Origin of the sequence: Ochrobactrum soli, from assembly GCF_003664555.1 — a bacterium.
Classification (GTDB): Bacteria; Pseudomonadota; Alphaproteobacteria; order Rhizobiales; family Rhizobiaceae; genus Brucella; species Brucella teleogrylli.
Genome location: NZ_RCHH01000004.1, coordinates 170225 through 190913, shown reverse-complemented (window position 1 = coordinate 190913; position 20689 = coordinate 170225). Strand labels below are relative to the sequence as shown.

Sequence of the window (20689 nt, the reverse complement as noted above, 5' to 3'; positions counted from 1 at the left end):
TCAATTGTCATATCGCCGGAAAATTGTGGTGGTGCTGAAGGGATATCCGCGCCTGTCCGAAACATTCATTGCTCAGGAATTGCTTGGGCTGGAACAATCGGGTTTTGATCTGGTTCTCGTGGCATTGCGGCGACCGACGGACAAGAAAACGCATCCGGTGCACGACGAAATACGTGCGCCAGTCCATTACCTGCCTGAATATCTGCGCGAAGAACCGCGCCGTGTTCTATCGGCCTTGATCGCCTGTATGCCGCGCCCCGGTTTCTGGCGAGGCTTGGTAACTGTGCTCAAGGACTTTCGGAAAGACCCGACGCGCAATCGTATCAGGCGTTTCGGACAGGCCGCAGTTCTGGCAGCGGAATGGCCCGATGACGCGGGATGGATTCACGCGCATTTTATCCACACGCCCGCATCCGTTGCCGCTTATGCCAGCCAGATCACCGGCATTGGATGGACGTGCTCCGCTCACGCCAAGGATATCTGGACTTCGCCAGACTGGGAACTGCAGGGCAAGCTCACCAGCACGCGATGGACGGTGACCTGCACACATTCGGGCTTCGATCATCTCCGTCAGCTTGGAGGGCCCTCGTCCAGCGTACATCTAAGCTATCACGGCCTCGATCTTGACCGGTTCGGGCCTTTTGAGGGCAACCGTTCACTGCGCAACGGCAGCGACGCGGACGATCCGGTCAGAATCCTGAGCGTCGGTCGTGCCGTTGAGAAAAAGGGCTATGACATCGTGCTGAGAGCACTCAGCCTGCTGCCCAAAGACCTCCAATGGCGGTTTGAGCACATCGGTGATGGCGACAGGATCGCCAGCTTGAAAGCGCTTGCAGACAAGCTCGGCATTGCCGACAAAATCGTATGGAAGGGCGCGCTCGACCAAAAGGAAGTCCTTGCTGGCTATCAAGCCGCCGATATTTTCGTACTCGCCTGCAGGATCACTACGGATGGCGACAGGGATGGCTTGCCCAACGTATTGGTGGAAGCATCAAGCCAGGGCCTGATATCGGTTTCCACCAACATCTCTGGCGTACCCGAACTCTTGGTGGATGGAGAAAATGGCCTGCTCGTTGCACCTGAGGACCCGGAGGCGCTAGCGATTGCTATGGAAACTGCGATCCGCGATGCGGATTTCCGCCATCGTCTGGGACGCGCTGCCGAAAAGCGGGTGCGAACAGAGTTCAACTTCCACAACAGTATCCGTCAATTGAGGTCCTTGTTCGAAACGGAATGGCAGCGAAGCAAATGAGGCAGTCGACGACAAGTCCGCGGGTGTTGTTCTATGTCCAGCATCTGCTCGGCATCGGTCATCTTGCGCGCGCCAGCCGCATTGCCCGTGCGCTGACCCAAGATGGCTTTGACGTCACCGTGGTCACCGGCGGCATGCCTGTTTCCGGATTTCCGGGACCGGAAGTCAACCATGTGGCGCTACCGGCGATTGCTTCCGGCGACGCCGGTTTTTCGGGCCTTGCCGACGCCTTCGGCAATCCGGTGACCGATAAGTTCAAGGCGGAACGCCGGGACAAACTGCTTGCCACCTTTCGCGATGTCAGACCCGATATCGTCATCATCGAGGCGTTTCCCTTCGGGCGTCGGCAGGTTCGTTTCGAACTGATCCCCCTGCTCGATGAAATCAGCAGGATGACACAAAAGCCATTGGTGCTGACCTCATTGCGCGACATCCTGCAAGAGCGCGCCAAGCCCGGTCGCGACGAGGAAAGCGTCGCCCTCGTACAGCGCTATTTCGATCACGTGCTGGTTCATGGCGATCCGCAGTTTGCGCGTCTGGAGGACAGTTTTCCGCTGCACGCGGATATTGCCGACAAGGTGATCTATACCGGTCTCGTTGCCGCGCCCGCGCCCTCGCCACCATCGGAAACCTTCAATATCGTGGTATCGGCTGGAGGTGGGGCTGTAGGCGCCTTGCTCATCCGCGCAGCGCTTGGGGCTGCAAAGCGCCTGTCACCCGAACTTTCGTGGTGCATTGTGACCGGTCCCAATCTGCAGCAATCAGATTTTGACGAAATCACTGCTGAAGCACCGAATAATGCCCACATCTTCCGCTTCCTGCAGAATTTTCCGAGCCTGTTGCTCGATGCTCGCCTGTCCGTCTCGCAGGCCGGATATAATACGGTTTGCGACATTCTTCGTGCGGACTGCAAAGCGCTGCTCATTCCATTTACGGCGGGTGGCGAAACCGAACAGACCGCACGCGCACACAATCTGCAAAAGCTGGGCCTCGCATCGGTTCTCACAGAAGACGAGCTATCCGTCGATAGCATGACCGACGCCATCGCCAAGGCGCTTGCCGCACCTCGTTTGCCCGCTCACAAACTTGATCTCGATGGCGCGCATCGCACGGCAGAGATTCTGCATGGACTTCTGGCGGGGCGCTAGCTTTTTGTTTTCACGCACATCTTGTCCGAAAACCGTTTCACACTTTTCGGGATGTGCGTTAGACAGTACCGATCAGCATGAATCTGGTATATTTCTTCATCGGCAGCGCGCCAGCAAACGCTGTTGTTTCCAACGCCGCCTGAGCGACGAATTCATCGAGCGAAGCTACGCAATTCACATGGGTGGGCTCGCTGAAATAGTCGTTCGACTGTATGAGAACGCGGGTCCCCTTGGGCAATAGCGACAGCCAGGCGGGCAAATCCGCAATATGTTCGCAACTAGTGTTGATAACCAGATCGGCTCCGAGTTCCGGATAGGCAAGCTGATACATATCCGCTGTCAATGCCCGAAACCGATCCTTCCATGCATTGTTCAAAGTTTCAGCGACAGCGCCGACATCGGGATCAATATCAAAACTGTCTATCGCTTCGATATCAAAGCGCTGGTCTTCGAAAAACATCGCCGCCAGAACACCATACCAGCCGCCCAGTATAGCGATGCGATTGAATCTCCCGCCAAAGGTCTCGAACAGCGACTGCCGCGCCCATATCTTGCAACCCACCTGCTTGTGGTTGAAGGCATTGCCGAGGTCCGCCTCCGGGTGGTCGGCAAGGACCTTCGACAAACCCTTGATCAACGGGCTTGAAGTGTATGCGGCAACGCCACGCAGAATATCAAATGCGCTTTCATGCCAGTCGGTGGTAGTCGCGTTAGCGCCAAGTGTATCCATCATCAATATGTTGTAGGCCAGACATTTATTGCTGGTCAATTCCTATGGCTGGTTTGCATACAGAAATGCGCTGGTCATCACGGCTGTATCTCGCCTGTTGTGAGATCAATGGCAAAGTTTCGTGACGGCAAACCGGAGATGAAACAATCAAACATCCGAAAAAGCCTACCGAGGGATTCCTGTATCGATCCAACTGCCATTGTATCGATACGGCGGGCATAAATGCCCGATACCCATTTATAAGCGGCAAGACGTGGCGCTGTTATGGCGTGAAGCCCAAGCTCACTCCCCATCCGGACGCGATACCAGTCGCCCAGAAAAGTCATGACGTCAATCCGCGACAACGAGACAGGATCAAGTCCATGTCCCGTGGCGGAAATCGCCAGCTGTTGCTGGATATCACAATCAGCAATGACTGCCTTAATATCGGCAAGCGCACCGGCGGAGATGGGGCGTTCGACCCGCGCCAGAGCTGCCAGATCCAATAGTCCAAGGGTCTTCACGGCTTCCGCGAGCGCCTCCGGCCATTCCCGGCGCAAAAATCGCCTGCCGACAAGATGCGCCAGATGCTTCGACAGGAAATCTCCGTAATTGACGGCACTAAGCAACGCGCCGGGATTAACCTTATCTCTTTCCACTTCGTCCGCATATTGACGGAGAATGCCAGCGTCCAGCGCCATATCGTCAATGCTAATCGTCTCTATGTGCAGCCGATTGGGCTCAATGCGAACGATCTTGTAGGCGCCGGGGAAAGCGACCAGCGAGGGAACGGACACATTGAACAGAAAGCCGTCGGCATTTCGAAGGCGAGCAGTGTCGTTGACATGCAAATGCCCACTGAAATGCAGGCGGACACCGGCATTAATCAGGGCATGGCCGACCTCCAGTTCCGGGATGCGTCCCATAAGGCTCGTCTGCCCGAGCACGGCCAGTTCGTCGTTCCGCGTGCCGTCCAGTGGATCAAGTACCGGATAATGGGAAAATGCGATGACCGTCTTTCCCATTGTCCGGGCCCGATCCGTGACCGATCGTATCCAGTCCAGAATAAAGCGTTTGTGTACCAGCATGGCATTCCAACCGGCATCGGTGCTGTCCGCGAACGCCCCCTCATCATCGCCGGTTTCTCCATCCACCGGCACAAACACATTGGCGTCGATCATCAGCATCCAGACACCGTCGAATGGCTCGACGAGATAGGAAGCGTCCATCAGCCTGCGAACCGTCGCGCCATCAGGCGAGCGGATTTCGAACTCTCTCGCCGATGGATGATCGTCAATGCCAAAAGGGGTCTCCCAATGCAGATAGTCCGGTTTTCGGAAAAACCCGACATCGCCCAGCGAACGCAGCCCCTCTGGATAGCCCGCGCAATACATGCTCTCGCTGATAATCACCGCATCGTCATCAGGAGCGGCCCTGCGCGCCGGATTGCTGGTCACCAAGTCATGGCCGCCGCGAGCATTCAAAAAGCGTTTTGACCGATGCCTCCCGCCGGGGCCAAAAATATCGTGATTGCCGGGCGCTGCGTAGAACTGCATACCGAAGCGCCTTGCGTAATCGTCAAGAAGTTTCTGCAGCGTTGCCATCGTCATCAGCTGGCCGTCATCCGAATAGTCGCCCAGAAGGACAACGTGGCGGATTCCTCGGGCAGCTATATCATCCAACGCGTAGGGCAATGCTGCGGAACTCTCGTTGAACACTCGTGTCGAACGCACCATGTTGGCGAATGGGCGCAACGCCATAGCCCGTTCGCTCACTGTGACCCCAGCATTGCCATAGTCGCCAAAAATATCGTGAAAATGCGCGTCGGCAATCACGGCGATAGACGGGAGTTCGGATGCCATCCTCTAGAAATTTCCTTTCCATCGTCTCACGCTTCATATCACTGACAAGAGTGCTAGATATTTCGTAGTAACGTAGATTCGGTACTCGCATATGCTTCGCCGCATGGCTAACATGCCATGAATTGCACGACGGCGGAAAGAAGAGGGATACAGTGTTTCGGGTGCGTTTTTGGGGAGTGCGGGGCAGCCTTCCGGTTTCCGGACCGGATTTCCAGCGATATGGCGGCAATACTGTCTGCATAGAAATGCAATGCGGTGAACACAGATTGTTGTTCGATGCCGGATCTGGCCTGCTACCCGCAGGAAAATCATTGCTCGCGGACGGCATTTCCAATTTCAACCTGTTCTTTTCACATTGTCATTATGACCACATTATCGGTCTGCCCTATTTCGCTCCACTCTTTGATGCCGGCTCTGCGGTGGAACTCTGGTCCGGGCATATGTATGGCAAGATGAGCACAAGCGAGATTGTCTCGGAATTTATTCGCCCCCCCTGGTTTCCCGTTGAAATAGATGTCTGTCCCGCGAAAATGATCTGCCGGGATTTTAAACCCGGCGACATTCTGCAGCCCCATCCCGGTGTTGAGATTAAGACCGGAAGGCTCAATCATCCCGGCGGTGCCATCGGTTATCGGGTGCAATGGGGAGGTCGTTCGGTAGCGCTGATCACCGATACAGAGCATGAACCCGGCATTCTTGATCCCGCCGTTTTGGATCTGATCCAGAGCGCAGACCTTTTCCTCTACGACACCACCTATACCGACGCGGAAATGCCGCGGCATGTTGGCTATGGGCACTCTTCCTGGCAGCATGCCATCCGGCTCGCCAAAGCAGCGGGCGCAAAAAACGTTGCTTTCATCCACCATTCGCCGCTGCGTACAGACGCGGAACTCGAGGCGATTGATCGACAGGCCGCGAGTGAGTTTGCTGGCGCCTTCTCGGCCCGGGAAGGCCAGGCTTTCGACGTCTAAGCCTGAAGCTGAATGTGCATATCCCGTAGTGCAATCCAGCGGCTGGCAGGATGAGATGCTGTTTGTGCGAATAACGCCTCGATAAACTGCCAAGCGGACTCATCGTGGACCAGATGATGGGTTAGAAAGCCCATGCTCCCGCCACCGTCGAACATCACCTGCAGACGACGAACGATATCGTCAATCAGCGCCGCGTGATCACGGGCGCCCCGTGTTCCATGCCAGTCCATCAGATCGACATGGGTGTTGATCATCGGCAGTGAACCTTCTTTCTCCGCTCCGAAAACCGACAGGGCGCAATATCCAAGACCGGAAAGTATGTCCACCAAGGACGGCGCAATGCGGTTCCATGGCGGCACCAGAACGGGGACAAAGCGTCCAGCATGGAGTGCCTCAAGACGGGTTAAACCAGCCGTCAATTCCGCTGTGACCACTTCAATTGGCCTGTGTGGGCCAAGTTCCTGCTTCTTCTCACCGTCGCCCGCAAAATTGCTGTGCGACCAGCCGTGAACAACCACCGTCACCAGCGGCCGGTTGCCAAGATACTCTGCAAGCGGCTGTCCAGTGGTTTCGGGGATCACGGCCAGCGCGACCGGAACCGAATGGCGTGCGCTCAGATCAAGCAGTTGCGTCAAGGCCGGTGTGGGAGCGACGGCATCGTCATCACGCAGCCAAAAGTCTGCGACTTTGCCAGCTTCATACCATCGATCCAATTCGCGGTTCAGCGGCTCCCAGATGTCAGTCACCATTATAAAATGCCCACATGCTGTTTGAGAATATCGTCAAGACGTCGGGACGCCACTTCCAGCGACCGCTCGTCCCGCACGAACTGTAGCGCTGCAAAAGCCATATCATTGCGCATCGCGGCATTCGCCAGCACTAAGCGTATCGCGTCAGCATAGGCGTCAATGTCGCCCGGTGGCGTGAGAATGCCGGTGCGCCCATCGCGCACGACTTCAGGCACCCCGGCAATAGCCTGAGCGATAACGGGCAAGCCAGCCGCCTGTGCTTCCAGATAAGCAAGCCCATAAGCTTCGCCGCATCCCGGCCACACGTACAGAGCGCTCTGCGCGAACAATGTTGCAATGTCAGACGGTTCCAGTTTCCCGTGCCACTGGATTCTTTCCGGCGCGAAATGAGCAAACAACGTCTCGACCTCTGCCCGACAGGCGCCATCGCCGACAATGGAGAGTGACCACGGAATATCATCAAGCAGTGACAGCGACCTTGCCAGCATCCGATAGCTCTCCATTTTGTCGCCGCTGCGCATCATCGCCACCGTTACCAGCCTATCCGGCTTTGGACAGAGCACCGTTTCTGTAAACATCGCGCAATCGATGAATGGCGCCAGCATCGCGAAGCGGGCTCCGGGCAACACCTCTTGCAATCCCCTCCGGTCGCGGTTGGTCAGGCAGATATTGACTGCGGCCTGTTCAAGAGTTTTCAGCAGCCCTTGCTGTATCTCGGTCCAGAGCCCCGTGTTACGCCTTGCCGAGTACGATGCTTCTCCCGTCACATAAGGTATGCTGAAAGACGCTGAAAGAGTCGGTCCGAGCAAATCGGGAGCCTTGTAGTAAGGATGATATGTGAGCCATAAATCAGGCAAAGAACCACGTTGCCAAAGTGCTGAAATCCTTGCGATCTCCCGCTCGGCCTGTTTTTCCAACTCCGCAAGGACCTCAAGTGACGGGGCCGCCATGAAGCTGCGGAGTTCCGATATAACTTCAACTACATGTCCTGCATGCTCCAGAGCCGCGATTAACAGCCTGGCCATCAGCCGGTCCCCGGAAGGAACAGGATGGTACGGCGATTTCAACGGCGAATGGAAAGCGATCTTCATTGCGTGATCAATCTGGTCGGAGGAACTCACTCAATAGACGTTCGGCGCGCTGAAATCCACTGTCCCACGAGATAATGTTTTTTCGCTCGTGACACAACACAACTCTACAGTCTTAGCAACTTGGCAATGGCTTTTCAGTAATGATAAGGTTAGCTGATTTAGTCGTCTCGGATGGAAAAGCGCTGTTTGCCCACTAACAGTTTCGACGACTGGGTCGGATAGCCAGATCCTGTACTGGTATTTCACTTGATTCCCGGCTACGCGGAGGGAAGTCCATGCTTCATACTGAATTGTCAGAGGTAACGGGCTCCTACAGGATACACGTAAAGCCTGATCTTGCGCGTAGTGCAACTCTGGACTGGCCTTACCTTTGCGGCATGAGCCTGCTCAAATATCCCGTCAACGACGCCATATCCGAGCAACTCGCCCTGATGGGCAATGCATCGAACGCCGACCGCGCCTGGATGATCGAATATCGGCCCGACCTGCTCCGCTTCTGCAACACCCATGAATGGTGCCGGGGCCAGACAAAAGCCTATATTTCTGAACTTCAGGAAACACCGACCACCCTCATTGCCTGGCTGCACAAATATCTGATGCTGGGACATGCAGTTGCCGTCCACGATGTTACCGACCTGCCCCGGACCGCCCGGGCGATTCAGGTTGAATTCCTGCGCCAGAGCAACAAAAGCGTACTCAGCGTGCCGGTTTTTTACGATGATAAACTGCGGGGCATCATCGGCTTCGATACGACCGTCGCAAACAAGATATGGTCGGCAAGCGAAGTCAACGCCCTCTTTCAGTGCGCCAATCTGATTGGGCAAGCCAAATATTCGACCAATCGAGCGCCCGAAAAATCAATCGCTGCGGAAAGCACAGCGCCCCTCGTCTATCTCAGCAATCGCGGCGTCGTGCGCGGCGTTCAGCCGGAAATCATCGTCGGGGTGCGCTCGGCGGGCAATTACAGCGAAATATGGCTCGAAGACGGATCAATGCTGCTTGATTCACGCTCGCTCGGCATGTGGTCCAGCCTGCTGCCGTCGAAAATCTTTCTTCGCATACACAGAACCGCCTTCGTCAACACGTTGCATGTTGTCGATGTGGATCGCAGAAAAATCGACAAGTGGCAGATCAGGATGCGCGCTGTCGATCAGGCATGGCCCGTCTCGCGCTCCTACCGAAGACAACTGCGCGAACGCATGGGAATATAACGCCTAGCGCTTTGTGTCCGTTACGCTTTTGGCGACATGTCATTCGTCAAACCGGCACGTCGTTTCATCCTTGGAATATTGTCATTCCCGCAATTTCTTGGATGGTGCATGCATCAGAACGTCCTCCCCTACGGTTCTATGAGGGTTCCCGCATGTCGTCACGGATGCTAGCCTATTTCACAACTGTCTCGCTGGTCGCCACCAGTCTTATCTTCACCGACAGCAGCAAGGCGAAGGCAGAAGACCTCGCCCTGAAAGATGCCGTCTCCATGGCGGGCATGCAGCTTTTTCTGAACTCTGGTGCACCGGGCCTTATCATTGCGGTCGTACAGGGCGACGACAGCGTCATTCAGGCCTATGGTGAAACTGCACCGGGCAACGATTCTGAACCGGACGCGCGTTCGATCTTCCGCATTGCATCCCTCTCCAAGGTTTTCGCGGGCGATCTGCTGGCCGCGCTTGCCGCCAAGGGCAAACTCAAGCTGACCGACCCGCTGCAAAAATATGCACCTGAGGGCGCCAAGGTCGGAGTCAATGGCCGTCCGATCACGCTGCTGGACCTTGCCACGCATTCGGCAGGTTTGCCGCGCGAACTGCCGAATCCGGACACCAAAATCACAGATAACCCGTTCGCCGCTTTCGATCGCGATTATTACTGGAAGTGGATGGGCAGCAATCAGCCTGCCTATGCGCCGGGAACCACGACGATTTATTCGAATCTCGGATACGGCCTTCTGGGCGACGCACTCGCTAAGGCTGGCGGTGCGGATTATTCCACGGTTCTCGCCAACGAAGTGCTGAAACCGGCTGGCCTTACCGACACAACCAATGTGCTGAGCGACGAGCAGAAGAAACGCCTGATGACGGGGCTTGATCCGCTCGACAAGCCGGACGTGAACAGCCCTGTTCCCGACATCATGTATGCAAGCGCCGGTATCTACACGTCCGCCGAAGACATGGTGCGCTGGATGCGCTGGCATCTCGATGGCGCCAGTCAGTTGCGAGAAGACGCCCTGCTCGATCATACACTGTGGCTTCCCTATGACGGGTTGAAGCATGTGGTGGGCACCGAAGTCACCGCTGGCGATGGCATGGGGCTTGGCTGGGTCGCCACCCTGCCTAGCAACCAAACTCCGTTCCTGCTTGGCAAAAGTGGCGGTCTCGGCGGCTTCATGAGCTATGTGGTTCTGTCGCCGAACCGCAAGCTCGGCATATTTGTTGTGGCCAGCCGCGTGAACTTCGCCATGTTCGAGAATATCCATTCGCAAGTACGCGAACTGGCAGCCGAACTGGCGCGATGATGAACGCGCGCTGCGCGCTGCTCGGCGCTGCATTTGCTCTCGGCATTGGATCGCCGGGGGCTTTTGCTCAAGAGAAACGGGATATCTTCAAGACAGAGATATTTCTCACGCCCTATAGCAAATTGGGCGATGCGGATGCTGCGGGTGATTATCCGAAGCTTAACGGTCAGTTATTGTTCATGACTGGCTATACCGGCTATTTTGGCATCAAGGACGAGAACGGCCAGATTCCGCGTTCGCACTGGAACAGTGTTCAGCCGACAGCGGAAGCCGCACTCGTTTGGCAATTGTCACAGCGGTTTTCCGTTCTGTCGAAAATCACCTTCGATTCCTCCGTCGAGGCGACGGAGGACAACGCTTTCTCCGATCTTGGCTTCACGCTGAAAAACCTGTTTGCGTCCTATACGTCCGATAATTTTGCGCTCTATGGCGGCAAGATGGATATGGGTTTTGGTGACGGCTGGCATGCGATTGACGGACTCTACAACGGTTATACCGACGACTTTCAATATAACGGCTCGATCGGGCTTGGCGCGCGCTACACGTTCAACACAGAGAATATGGGCGCGCATTCCTTCGCCGGTCTGGTGTTCAAACGGGACGATTCGGCTCTTAGCCGCCGCCTCACCTTCGATGACGGTTTTATCTCGCCCACGCGCGGACAATCGCCAGCGTTCAGTAACGATCTGAACTCGTTCATCCTGTCCTATGACTTCCGCAATCTCCCCGGCCTGAAGAAAATATCCGGCGGTGTCGATATCGGACGCCTGGAGGCTGAACCGGGCTATGGCGCAAGCGCCAATACGATTTCAGCCCGGCTGCGCTATGACACGGCGCTCACCGATAAGTGGAACCTGAGCTGGTTTAACGAGGCGACCTTTTCAAGCGCCTTTCGTGGCGCGCCGGTTTCCAACGGCAATGGCGTGACATCTCTCTCGCTGTCTTATGACCGCTGGCAGTTCACGGCGACAACCGCGCTGCGCAAATTATCCGGCGAAGATGAAAAACTGGCGCAATACGGGCTTCAATCCGATTGGGACTGGGGCGCAGCCGGCACGGTCACTTATGTCACGCCCATCGGCATCATTCTGCAATCAGGACTGATTCATCAGCGCGACCAGTCGCTGAATATCAATCAGGGCGTTTTCCGCATCGCTTATCAAACGGGGTTTTAAGGCAGTCATGAGAACCAGAACATCGTCCATCATCCTTGCCTTCCTGCTTGCACTTGGCTGCTCGACAGCAGCTCTCTCGCAGTCGGTTTCCATACAGAACCAGCCAAATCCGGCTGCCGACGCGATACAGATTCCAAAGGGCAGCACAGAGAAAGCCCTCAAGGCCCTGCCACAGATTGTTGCCGACATCATGAAACGCAGCCACGTTCCCGGCATGGCGGTTGCTGTCGTGAGCGGCGGCAAGACCGTTTTCGCCAAGGGTTATGGCAAACGCGAGGTCGGCAAAGAGGCCGCGGTCGATGCCGAGACTGTTTTCCAGATTGCCTCTATTTCCAAGTCGCTTTCTGCGACGGTCGCCGCCATTGAAGTGTCAAAGGGCACGGTTGCATGGGACGACCCGGTGGCAAAACACCTGTCCGGCTTCAAGCTCGCCAATGACTATGTTTCTGAAAACGGAACAATCGGGGATTTCTTTGCACACCGCAGTGGCCTGCCGGGTACGGCGGGTGACGATCTGGAAGACCTGGGCTTCAAGCGCAACGATGTCATTGCCCGCTTGCAGCAATTGCCGCTCGATCCGTTCCGCACCTCTTATCACTATGCGAATTTCAGTACGACCATCGGCGCGGAAGCCGTTGCCGCAGCGGCGCGTGAACCGTGGGAAAAACTCGCCAATGAGCAGCTGCTGAAGCCGCTGGGCATGAAATCGACCAGCTATCGCTATGCCGATTATACGACGCATGACAACCGCGCCGCATTGCATGTTTATCATAATGGCGCTTTTCTGCCGCTCGGACAACGCAATGCGGATGAACAGGCGCCAGCTGGCGGTGTTTCATCCAATGTCATCGACCTGGCGGAGTGGATGAAGCTGCTGCTCGCCAATGGCGAATACGAGGGCAAGCGAATGATCGCCGAAGACGCGCTCCTGCCAGCACTTTCGCCGCAGTCGTTCAGCGCGCGGGCACATGACACCAGCGCGCGTTCCGGTTTTTACGGCTATGGATTCAACGTCAATACGGAACTGGGCGGACGGCCATCCATGGGACACTCCGGTGCTTTCCTGCTCGGCGCAGGCACCGCCTTCAAGATCGTGCCGTCCGCCGATATTGGTATTATCGTCCTGACGAATGGCGCACCGGTGGGCGCTGCGGAATCTGTCGTGGCGCAGTTTACCGACACTGCCCTTTATGGCAAATCTTCCCGTGACTGGTTTGCCGCCTATAATGGCGTCATGAAAGGCTTTTTCCAACCGCAAGGCGACCTGTCCTTCAAGAAAAAGCCGGCCCAACCAGTCCCCGCCAAAACCTTACAGGATTATACCGGCAGCTTCGACAACGCCTATTTCGGCAAGACGGAAATCAGGGAGATCAACGGAACGCTGACGCTGGTCCTCGGTCCGAAGGAAATGCAGTTCCCACTGCAACATTGGGACGGCGACACTTTTGCCTTTGTCCCGGTCGGAGAGGCCGAACTCGTCGGTTCGCTGGCATCCATCGTCTTTAAACTCGATCAGGGTCAGGTGCAGGGCTTCGACATTGATTTCTACGATGGCGGTGGCGCGGGCCACTGGACCAGGGTTCCGCGTTCATAAACCTTCCTGACCGTCGGCGCTACCAATGGTAGCGCAGCATACCTTTTCCGGCATAGTTACTGCTATTGCCGGAAAATTCGGCATCGAATGCAGCGCCCAATGACAGCCCGTTGTTCCAGAGCATTTCCGCTGAAACACTGGCGAGCCCGGTGTCGCGGGGCATGGTTGCGCCATTCACGACAAAACCGGCTCCCGGCAATCCTGCAAATACTGCCGTCATGGCACGGTCGTTATTGAAGTTTCTCAGCCACGCAGCCCTGCCTGCAAGGGTGAGAACCCCGTCAGGGAGCACAAAGGATTTATCCGCTCTTAAACCCAGTTCGCTGCGACCGGCTGTTTCGTGTTTCGATGCATAATCCAGCGCATAGCTATCCCGACCGCCGTCGAGCTTTTCGGCATAGGACGGCAGGTTGAAGTTGACGAATTGCCCAGCGGCATAGGGCGTAATCCCGATCCATGGCGTATCGAAACGATAGCCAGTTTCCAAACGGCCTGACCATGTATTGGCATTATAGTCGGCCTGCAATGTATCCACGCCATTCAATGCGACGGCGCGTTCCGTCTCTATATCCTGCCAGCCATAGGCAAGCGCCGCGCTGAAATAAGCGTTTCCGACAGTCTGACGACCATAAAGGCCAAGCTGGAACAGATCGGAATCACCGCTGCCCAGACCATCGGAGAGACTGAAACTGCCATGTCCGCCAGCCACGGCAAAGCCGAGCAAGGTGTTGGGTGACAGCCGGTAGTCCGCACCCACGGCCACGCCGTTGATCTTGCTGCGCAGATCATGCGAACCGATGATGTTGTCGCCATCCAGCGAGCGCGACGCGCCATAACCCGCGCCCCACAGATTCCATCGTCCCATAAACGGGTCGTACGTATCGCGCGTAGCTGAAGTCGCTCGACCCGCCACCAACGGATCGGTCAGCGTCGTCATGAACTGGCTCATCGCATCCACGGTTGTCTGTTGTACGGCGGTCGCCAGTTCGCCCGATGCGACTGTCAGGCCTTCCGCATCCAACCCACCATAAGCCAGCGGAATTTGACCTTCCCGATTGAAATAGTCGACCAGCGCCGCAGAGACATTGCGCTGGTTCACGTTGAGGCCCGTCAGGTTCAAGGTCAGATCAAGATAGGCATTATCGGCATCGTAGCTCAGGTTAGAGCTAAAACTTTGAGGCAGATCCGTCGTCAATTCCGTGCCGAACCGGCTGTCGCCAATTCCGCCTTCCGCGTTCAGAATCGTATAGCGACGCATGACATATTTATCGGGCGCGAAAGTCGCGGCCACCGTCGCCCCGCCCAGATCGGCTTGACCGCTGACATTGACCCGGTCGGCGTCCGATGCAGAAACCTCCACGGCATAGGTCGATGCGCCGGTGAAGCTCAAGTCGCCGTTGACCGTCAGCGTGCCGATGGAATTGCCGGGCGCAAGCGTGCCACCGTCAATATGCGTGGTGGAAACCATGCCGTTTCCGCCAAGTTCACCGCCTTCATGGACGGTGACCAGCGATGAAGACGCAATCGAGCCGTTGACCGCAAGACGACCGGCATAAACCTCCGTCGCGCCTGAATAGCTGTTGTTACCGCTCAGAACACTTGTGCCTTCACCGATTTGCCAGAACGCGCCAGACCCGGAAATGGCTCCCGAAAAGGCATAATTGTCGGAGCGATTGAAGGCGAGCGTGCCATTGTTGACGATATTACCGGCAATGCTTCCCGTTTCGCCAAGTCCGACCACCAGCGTACCGGCCACTACCGTCGTGCCGCCGCCATAGCTGTTATTGCCGGCTAGCACCGTCACGCCGCTGCCGATCTGCTCAAACGAACCCGAGCCGGAAATATCGCCTTTCAGCACAACCGTTCCCGAACGATTAACGACGAACTGCCCGTTATTCTCGACATTTGCCGCAAGCGTGCCGTTTTCACCGCCATCGCCCAGTTGCAGCGTGCCGGAGGATACGGTGACGCCGCCGCCATACTGGTTGCGGCCCGTCAAAACGAGAGCGCCGCTGCCCACCTGCTCCAGTTTGCCGTCACCCCACACCATTCCGTCGAATGTCACGGTGTCGGACCGATCAAACGCCAGTGTTCCGTTATTGATGACGTGACCCGTGATCGACCCGGACGTAACCCCATCACCGATCTGCAAACGTCCGGCGGTAATCGTCGTCGCACCGGTATAGGTGTTGCTGCCAGTCAGAACGGTTGTGCCTGTGCCGATCTGCTGCACGCTACCCGTACCCCTGATCGCACCTGCATAGGTCATTGTGTCGGAGCGGTTGAAGCCCAGAATGCCGTTATTGCTGATATTGCCCATAAGGGAGCCGGTTGTGCCGCCATTGCCGATAACCAGCGCACCCAAGGTGATAGAGGTGCCGCCCGTATAGCTGTTGTAACCTGACAGGATTGTGGCGCCTGACCCGATCTGGTTTACCCCACCACTACCGCTGATATCGCCGGAGAAAAGCACCGCATCCGAACGGTTAAAGACAAGTGCGCCATTATTCACGACACTGCCTTCGATCCAGCCGGAATTGCCGCCTGTGCCGAGTTGCAGGACACCATTGGCGATGGTCGTTCCGCCATAATAGGCGTTGTCGGCTGCAAGGATGGTCGTACCGGACCCGGCCTGCACGAACGAACCAGTTCCGACGATTAGGCCTTCGATACTGTAACTGTCCGACCGGGCGACTGTCAGAACCCCTTCGTTCAAAATCCCACCGATGATGGAGCCTGTCGTTCCGCCGTCACCGATCTGCAATGTGCCATCAGAAATGAACGTATTGCCGGTATAGCTGTTGTCGCCGGTCAGAACCGTCGTGCCCACGCCTGCCTGAAACAGCGCGCCTGCACCCGAAACCATCCCCGAATAGGCGTAGCTGTTCTGCCGGTTGAATACGAGACCGCCATTATTGACGATATTTCCCGCAATCGAACCCGTTGCGCCACCATTGCCAATCTGGAGGAAACCATTGGCAATGGTCGTGCCTCCACCATGGGTGGCCTCGCCACTGAGAATGAGCGAACCCGCCCCCTCCTTGTACAAGGCTCCGCTGCCCGAGACATCGGACGACAAGTCGAGCGCTGTTCCCAGCAATGTGTCGATCGTGGCCGTGCCGGACAGTTCCACATCCCGCGTGAGAGTGATATTGCCGAGCGTCGCCAGCGCCGCGTCACTGATCTGAATGGTCGCCGAACCGGTGCCGATATTCTGCGCTTCATAGATCGCAAGCGTGCCGCCGAGAATATTGGCCTCGCCCTGAAAACTGTTATTGCCTGTCAGGACCAGAATACCGTCGCCATCCTTGGTCAGTCTGCTATTGACGCCCGCGCCGGTGATGTCGCCCGCAAAAACCGTATCACCGCCCTGATTGACGGTGAGACTCGCATTGTCGATGGCGATGGTGCCGCCGCTTCCCCACAAGGAACGTATGGTGAGCGCATTGCCGTTGAGATCTAGCGTGCCGCCTGTCATCAGATAATCGGTCATGTTCGGCAGCGCGCCGGGTGTATTGGCCGCCATACGGAGCGTGCCAGCCTCGATCAGCGTGCCGCCGGACCAGCTATTCGCCGCATTTCCGACGAGCAATGTTCCATCGCCCTGCTTGGTCAGCGAACCCGCGCCGGAAATACTTCCGCTCAGTTGCAGTTGGGTCCCTGACGCCACGTCGAATGCCGCTTCACCGCCCAATGACACGAAGCTGGCGAGCGAGAGTGCGCCAGTCGTCTGCAGCGTGCCATTGTTGATCGTCAGACCATTGGTGGCCTGTCCCAGATTATTCGCGGCAGAAACTTGTAATATTCCCGCACTGATGATCGTATCACCGGAATAGCTGTTGGAACCCGACAGAACAAGCAGGCCGTCGCCGGTTTTCTCCAGCCCGTCGCTGCCTGTAATCGTCGATGCGATAGTTGCGGTTTCACCGGCCAGCACACGCAATTCCGGCACGGCTATGGTTATGACATTGTCCGAATAGCCGGTGAGATTGAGGGCCGCGCCACCCGTGATCGTATAGTCACCGCCTGCGAACTGGAGCCCGACGGCTGTTTGCGTTCCATCCAGCGTGACCGTGCCCCCAGCACCGCGGAAAACCGCGTAGCCGCTTCCCCATTGGGAAAGAAGCGAAGGATTACCGCCGACAGGATCGTACCAGTTCTGTTCTGTTGCGGACCATGTGCCGGTATCGCCCCAGGTCTGAAGAATATTGAGGCCGTTGGCTGAGACCAGAAGGTCCACGGCGTTCGGCGCGTTTTCAATGCTATAATTATACGCGATGGGACCGGTAGCCGGCGTCTCGCCGACTATCAAACCGCCATTGGATTCCGTCAGGCTGCCGCTATAGGAAATCATGCGATGATAGCCGAGCAGCGAACTGGTCGAACTTCCATCGACCTTCAGCGTCGCGCCGTTCAACGCCAGATCGCCGTTAACCTGAATGGACGCCGCCTTCTCCCCATTGGAGGCGCCGAACCCATAGACAAATGTGCCACCGCTTTGAAGCGTCAAGTCGCCATCAACCGTCAACGGTGATTGCAAGCTCGGTGCGATCTTGCCACCATTGTTGATCGTGGTGTTGCCCAATGTGCCGGAACCGCTGATCGCCCCGCCTGCATTAACTGTGATCGTGCCTCCGACAACAGCCGAACTTGTCAGCACGACACTGCTGTTGGAAACGGTCGACTGACCGGCGAACTGGGCCAATCGCGGACCAATGATTGTGGTTTCACCGCCCAGAAAATTGATTGTGCCAGTGCCCTGCACCGTCGTATCAAAGCGGTAGCCAGCGGTATCATGATTGAGGTTGAGCGTTCCCTGACTACCGAGCACTATGGTGCTGTAGATCGTTCCGGCTGCGACCGCTGTCTCGCCCGCAGCTGCGCCAATATTCACTGTACCCTGCGCTCCGTTCTGTCCAACATGCACGATGCTGCCGCCTGCCGCCAGGCCAATGCGTGCACCATTGGAAACGGTCAGTGTTCCAATACCGGCATAGCCCACATTGACTTCGGCGATATTCAGAAGCGAACCGGCCCCGTCCACCAGGACCCGCGCTGTGTTGCTGCCGGGATCGCCCGTCCCAAGCATCAACTGACCGCCATGCGCCACGCCGCCCTCAGTGATGGAAAGCAGATCACCGATATTGACGGCGCCACCGACATGAAGGCTTGATCCTGCTCCGCTGACAGTCAATGAGTTTTCTGGGCCGGCAACAACGGATGGCGTGTCGCCCACAACGACGTCTCCACCAACATTCACCCTGCCGCCATTCGCTATGCCAAGTGAGTCGTTGCCATAGCCCGTCACCGACAAAGTTCCGCTGACATTAAGACTAGTGCCGATGCCGCTTACTTGCCCGGATGCCGTTTCGCCCTGAGCAGACCCTACAACAACATTCTCGGCATTCAGTTGCGCGCCCGAAATCAGGGCCAGCGTGCCGCCATGTATGCCGAGGTTACCGTTGAATGTTTCGGGCGACCCGGTCAAAGTCCACGTACTGGTATCACGCTTTTCGAGCGCATCGAATCCTTGAAACCTTTTTTCAAAACCGGTCAGGTCGAACTGGGCCGCACCAGCCCCACCAAAAACCAAAGTGTTCTGGCCGTTCTTATCCGCGACGACCTTGCCGCTGAAGGCATAACCGGGCCCCAGAACCAGCGTATTATTGCTACCGCTGAATTGCACGGCGGCGGCACGCGAACCGTCCTGATTGACGCCGCCGGAAATCGTTCCGGCATTGAAAAGGGTTGCGTCGCCCGAAGAGAAATAGACCCCCACACCGGCAGCACCAGATTGTCCGTCGGAGCCATTATACCACCAGGAAGGTGGCGACGACGGCGTCGAAGGCGCTTTTCCGCCCGCCCCTGCATTGCCGCCCGTAATATTTGCACCGGCACTGTTGGTCAGTGTGCCCCCCGCGGCCATGGAAACGCCAATGCCACCATCACCGCCACGGCCGCCATTGCCACCAGTGTCTGCACCACCGCCGCCGCGACCGCCATCACCACCGTTTCCACCTGTAATCGTGCCCGCATTCGAAACCGCAGCAGCCGTTGCCGTCGCGGTAACACCATTTCCACCACGACCGCCATCGCCACCATCAGAAGCTGTATTGCCACCCGGAAGGCTCGCTCCGCCGTTTCCGCCATCGCCGCCTTTTACGGTAACACCTGTTTCGATCGCGATCGTAGACTGGCCGAAGGAGCTGATAGCGTCACCGCCTCCGCCGCCATTACCGCTACGTCCGCCACCTGTTGTCAGGGTATCGTAGGGAGCAGATGGGAGCGATATGGGGCTTGAACATTCAATTTCGCCCTCATCGTCCTCGCAAACCATCACGCTGCCACTAGTGTTTTCGTCGGCGTGCATACCAGAAATTCCGCCTGCACCACCTGCCCCACCATTGCCGCCCATAATGGTGCTGCCGTTGCTGACTGTGAGGTCGGACGATGTGGAAATGCCGATACCACCACCACCACCGCCGCCACCGCCACCGCCACTGCCACCCTCGCCGGGCGTAACGGTGAAAACGTTCCATACCGTCACGCCATCGCCACCCTGCCCGCCACCACCACCAGCCCCACCCGCGCCGCCGATGAAGGTCTGGCCGGAAAGCGTCGTCACGGAATCGGTGAAGATCGCGCCGTTCCCACCACCCCCACCGCCACCACCGCCGCCGCCCGAAGCGCCATTGCCGGTGGCGAAAGCGCCTTGCCCCTTTTTCCCACCCTCGCCGGGCTTGCCGCTATCGCCATCGAAGCCGTGCACCACGAGAACATCGGGCGCTGAAACTCCTGAATATCCGAAAATACCGTTGATGCCCGCAGCGCCGCCATAAGCTTTTCTTGCACCCTCGCCACCGGCGCCGCCACTTGTCGAGGAAGCATGATTGCCATTATGGACACCGCCCGCGGCGCCACCGGCACCTCCTCCTCCGCCGCCACCGCCCGATGTAGCGGAAGCGCCCAATCCCTGCCCACCCGGGTTGCCTTTCGCATCGTAATGCGACGGCGGCGTACCTTCAGCTCCACCTGCCCCACCAGTCCCGGATTGCTGTTGTGCATCAGCATTTCTGACCATCAAGGGCGAACCGATAACTGTCGCAGAAACCATGAGCGCGCAGAAAATCCGACCGAGCGCGGTTGTACTCGCCAACCGACGTTTGCCACAGTCGATTTTGGTTGACGCCGTCTCTGCACCGAAAACGCATTGTCTGAGAAAACCGAACTTCAGCTGTCTCAAATCGCCCATTCGACATTGCCCCGACAAATTGACTTATCTGCCTGAAAGGATTTGCCATAGGCTTCGGATTTATCAAGAGATTCCGGACGAACAGCCATTCTGGTTTGCTGAATTAACACAGATGGACAATCGGAGTTATCGCTCAGCCGGATAATCGACGACAAATTGTGGGATACGTTATAGATAGCGGGTCAGCAGATCAGCCTGCTCTCGCAAAATAGCGGCAGCTTCATGGGGCGTTTCAGTGTCCAACAGAGCCGCAATCGCTGCTTCCAGAATGAGAAGATTGCGAGCTTTTAGATAGCGAACACGCGCTTTCTCAGCAATTATATCCAGTTCTTCGTGGCTCAATCCTATATGCCTCAATCTCGCATGTACCGCAG

13 protein-coding genes are annotated in these 20689 nt (G+C 57.0%); 7 read left to right on the top strand and 6 right to left on the bottom strand.

Annotation, left to right across the window (positions count from 1 at the left end; translation table 11 throughout):
* Positions 1 to 4 precede the first annotated feature (4 nt).
* Both D8666_RS10395 and D8666_RS10390 read left to right on the top strand, forming a co-directional pair.
* The gene (locus tag D8666_RS10395) at positions 5 to 1252 is read left to right on the top strand and encodes a glycosyltransferase family 4 protein (protein WP_121537686.1); all 1248 of its coding nucleotides are present in this window, start codon (positions 5 to 7) and stop codon (positions 1250 to 1252) included.
* Complete coding sequence (locus D8666_RS10390; protein WP_235858929.1) at positions 1234 to 2400, top strand: glycosyltransferase family protein; 1167 nt, start codon at positions 1234 to 1236, stop codon at positions 2398 to 2400. Before D8666_RS10395 ends, D8666_RS10390 begins: the two co-directional genes overlap by 19 nt.
* A gap of 58 nt (positions 2401 to 2458) precedes the next feature.
* On the opposite strand, the gene D8666_RS10385 is transcribed toward D8666_RS10390, so the two are convergent.
* Positions 2459 to 3133: a class I SAM-dependent methyltransferase gene (locus tag D8666_RS10385; RefSeq protein WP_235858928.1), complete on the bottom strand. Its 675-nt coding sequence runs from the start codon at positions 3131 to 3133 to the stop codon at positions 2459 to 2461.
* Positions 3134 to 3207: 74 nt separating this feature from the next.
* Entirely contained in the window at positions 3208 to 4971 is a 1764-nt protein-coding gene (locus tag D8666_RS10380) for a metallophosphoesterase family protein (RefSeq protein ID WP_121537682.1), read from the bottom strand.
* Between the two features lie 152 nt (positions 4972 to 5123).
* Between D8666_RS10380 and D8666_RS10375 the strand changes: the two genes are divergently transcribed.
* Positions 5124 to 5942: an MBL fold metallo-hydrolase gene (locus D8666_RS10375; RefSeq protein ID WP_235858927.1), complete on the top strand. Its 819-nt coding sequence runs from the start codon at positions 5124 to 5126 to the stop codon at positions 5940 to 5942.
* Here D8666_RS10375 and D8666_RS10370 read toward each other — a convergent pair.
* A complete protein-coding gene (locus D8666_RS10370) occupies positions 5939 to 6691 on the bottom strand; it encodes a polysaccharide deacetylase family protein (RefSeq protein ID WP_371830803.1) in 753 nt (250 codons plus the stop codon). The genes D8666_RS10375 and D8666_RS10370 overlap by 4 nt on opposite strands.
* Positions 6691 to 7782 (bottom strand): glycosyltransferase family 4 protein, encoded by a 1092-nt coding sequence (locus tag D8666_RS10365; protein ID WP_121537680.1) that lies wholly within the window; start codon positions 7780 to 7782, stop codon positions 6691 to 6693. Before D8666_RS10365 ends, D8666_RS10370 begins: the two co-directional genes overlap by 1 nt.
* Before the next feature lie 275 nt (positions 7783 to 8057).
* On the opposite strand from D8666_RS10365, the gene D8666_RS10360 reads away from it, so the two are divergent.
* The 4 genes from D8666_RS10360 to D8666_RS10345 all read left to right on the top strand — a co-directional run bounded on the left by D8666_RS10360 (position 8058) and on the right by D8666_RS10345 (position 13063).
* On the top strand, positions 8058 to 8993 hold the full coding sequence (locus tag D8666_RS10360; RefSeq protein WP_209445975.1) for a LytTR family transcriptional regulator DNA-binding domain-containing protein: 936 nt from the start codon (positions 8058 to 8060) through the stop codon (positions 8991 to 8993).
* Positions 8994 to 9145: 152 nt separating this feature from the next.
* The gene (ampH, locus tag D8666_RS10355) at positions 9146 to 10294 is read left to right on the top strand and encodes a D-alanyl-D-alanine-carboxypeptidase/endopeptidase AmpH (RefSeq protein ID WP_235858926.1); all 1149 of its coding nucleotides are present in this window, start codon (positions 9146 to 9148) and stop codon (positions 10292 to 10294) included.
* Positions 10291 to 11469 carry a hypothetical protein gene (locus tag D8666_RS10350; RefSeq protein ID WP_235858925.1) on the top strand — a complete coding sequence of 393 codons (1179 nt, stop codon included), beginning with the start codon at positions 10291 to 10293 and terminating at the stop codon, positions 11467 to 11469. The genes ampH and D8666_RS10350 overlap by 4 nt, the downstream gene beginning before the upstream one ends.
* 7 nt (positions 11470 to 11476) lie before the next feature.
* Positions 11477 to 13063, top strand: a complete 1587-nt coding sequence (locus D8666_RS10345) for a serine hydrolase (protein WP_121537674.1) — start codon at positions 11477 to 11479, stop codon at positions 13061 to 13063.
* Between the two features lie 19 nt (positions 13064 to 13082).
* Here the strand turns inward: D8666_RS10345 and D8666_RS10340 are convergent, their stop codons facing one another.
* Complete coding sequence (locus D8666_RS10340) at positions 13083 to 20177, bottom strand: autotransporter-associated beta strand repeat-containing protein (RefSeq protein ID WP_167836063.1); 7095 nt, start codon at positions 20175 to 20177, stop codon at positions 13083 to 13085.
* A gap of 306 nt (positions 20178 to 20483) precedes the next feature.
* A complete protein-coding gene (locus D8666_RS24200; protein WP_167836062.1) occupies positions 20484 to 20657 on the bottom strand; it encodes a hypothetical protein in 174 nt (57 codons plus the stop codon).
* Positions 20658 to 20689 lie beyond the last annotated feature (32 nt).

What these genes read in the sequence shown, in the direction of transcription:
- D8666_RS10390 (WP_235858929.1), top strand. Translation starts at nt 1,234, where the DNA reads ATGGCAGCGAAGCAAATGAGGCAGTCGACGACAAGTCCGCGGGTGTTG.
- D8666_RS10385 (WP_235858928.1), bottom strand. Translation starts at nt 3,133, where the DNA reads ATGATGGATACACTTGGCGCTAACGCGACTACCACCGACTGGCATGAA.
- D8666_RS10380 (WP_121537682.1), bottom strand. Translation starts at nt 4,971, where the DNA reads ATGGCATCCGAACTCCCGTCTATCGCCGTGATTGCCGACGCGCATTTT.
- D8666_RS10370 (WP_371830803.1), bottom strand. Translation starts at nt 6,691, where the DNA reads ATGGTGACTGACATCTGGGAGCCGCTGAACCGCGAATTGGATCGATGG.
- D8666_RS10365 (WP_121537680.1), bottom strand. Translation starts at nt 7,782, where the DNA reads ATGAAGATCGCTTTCCATTCGCCGTTGAAATCGCCGTACCATCCTGTT.
- D8666_RS10360 (WP_209445975.1), top strand. Translation starts at nt 8,058, where the DNA reads ATGCTTCATACTGAATTGTCAGAGGTAACGGGCTCCTACAGGATACAC.
- ampH (WP_235858926.1), top strand. Translation starts at nt 9,146, where the DNA reads ATGTCGTCACGGATGCTAGCCTATTTCACAACTGTCTCGCTGGTCGCC.
- D8666_RS10350 (WP_235858925.1), top strand. Translation starts at nt 10,291, where the DNA reads ATGATGAACGCGCGCTGCGCGCTGCTCGGCGCTGCATTTGCTCTCGGC.
- D8666_RS10345 (WP_121537674.1), top strand. Translation starts at nt 11,477, where the DNA reads ATGAGAACCAGAACATCGTCCATCATCCTTGCCTTCCTGCTTGCACTT.
- D8666_RS10340 (WP_167836063.1), bottom strand. Translation starts at nt 20,177, where the DNA reads ATGGTTTCTGCGACAGTTATCGGTTCGCCCTTGATGGTCAGAAATGCT.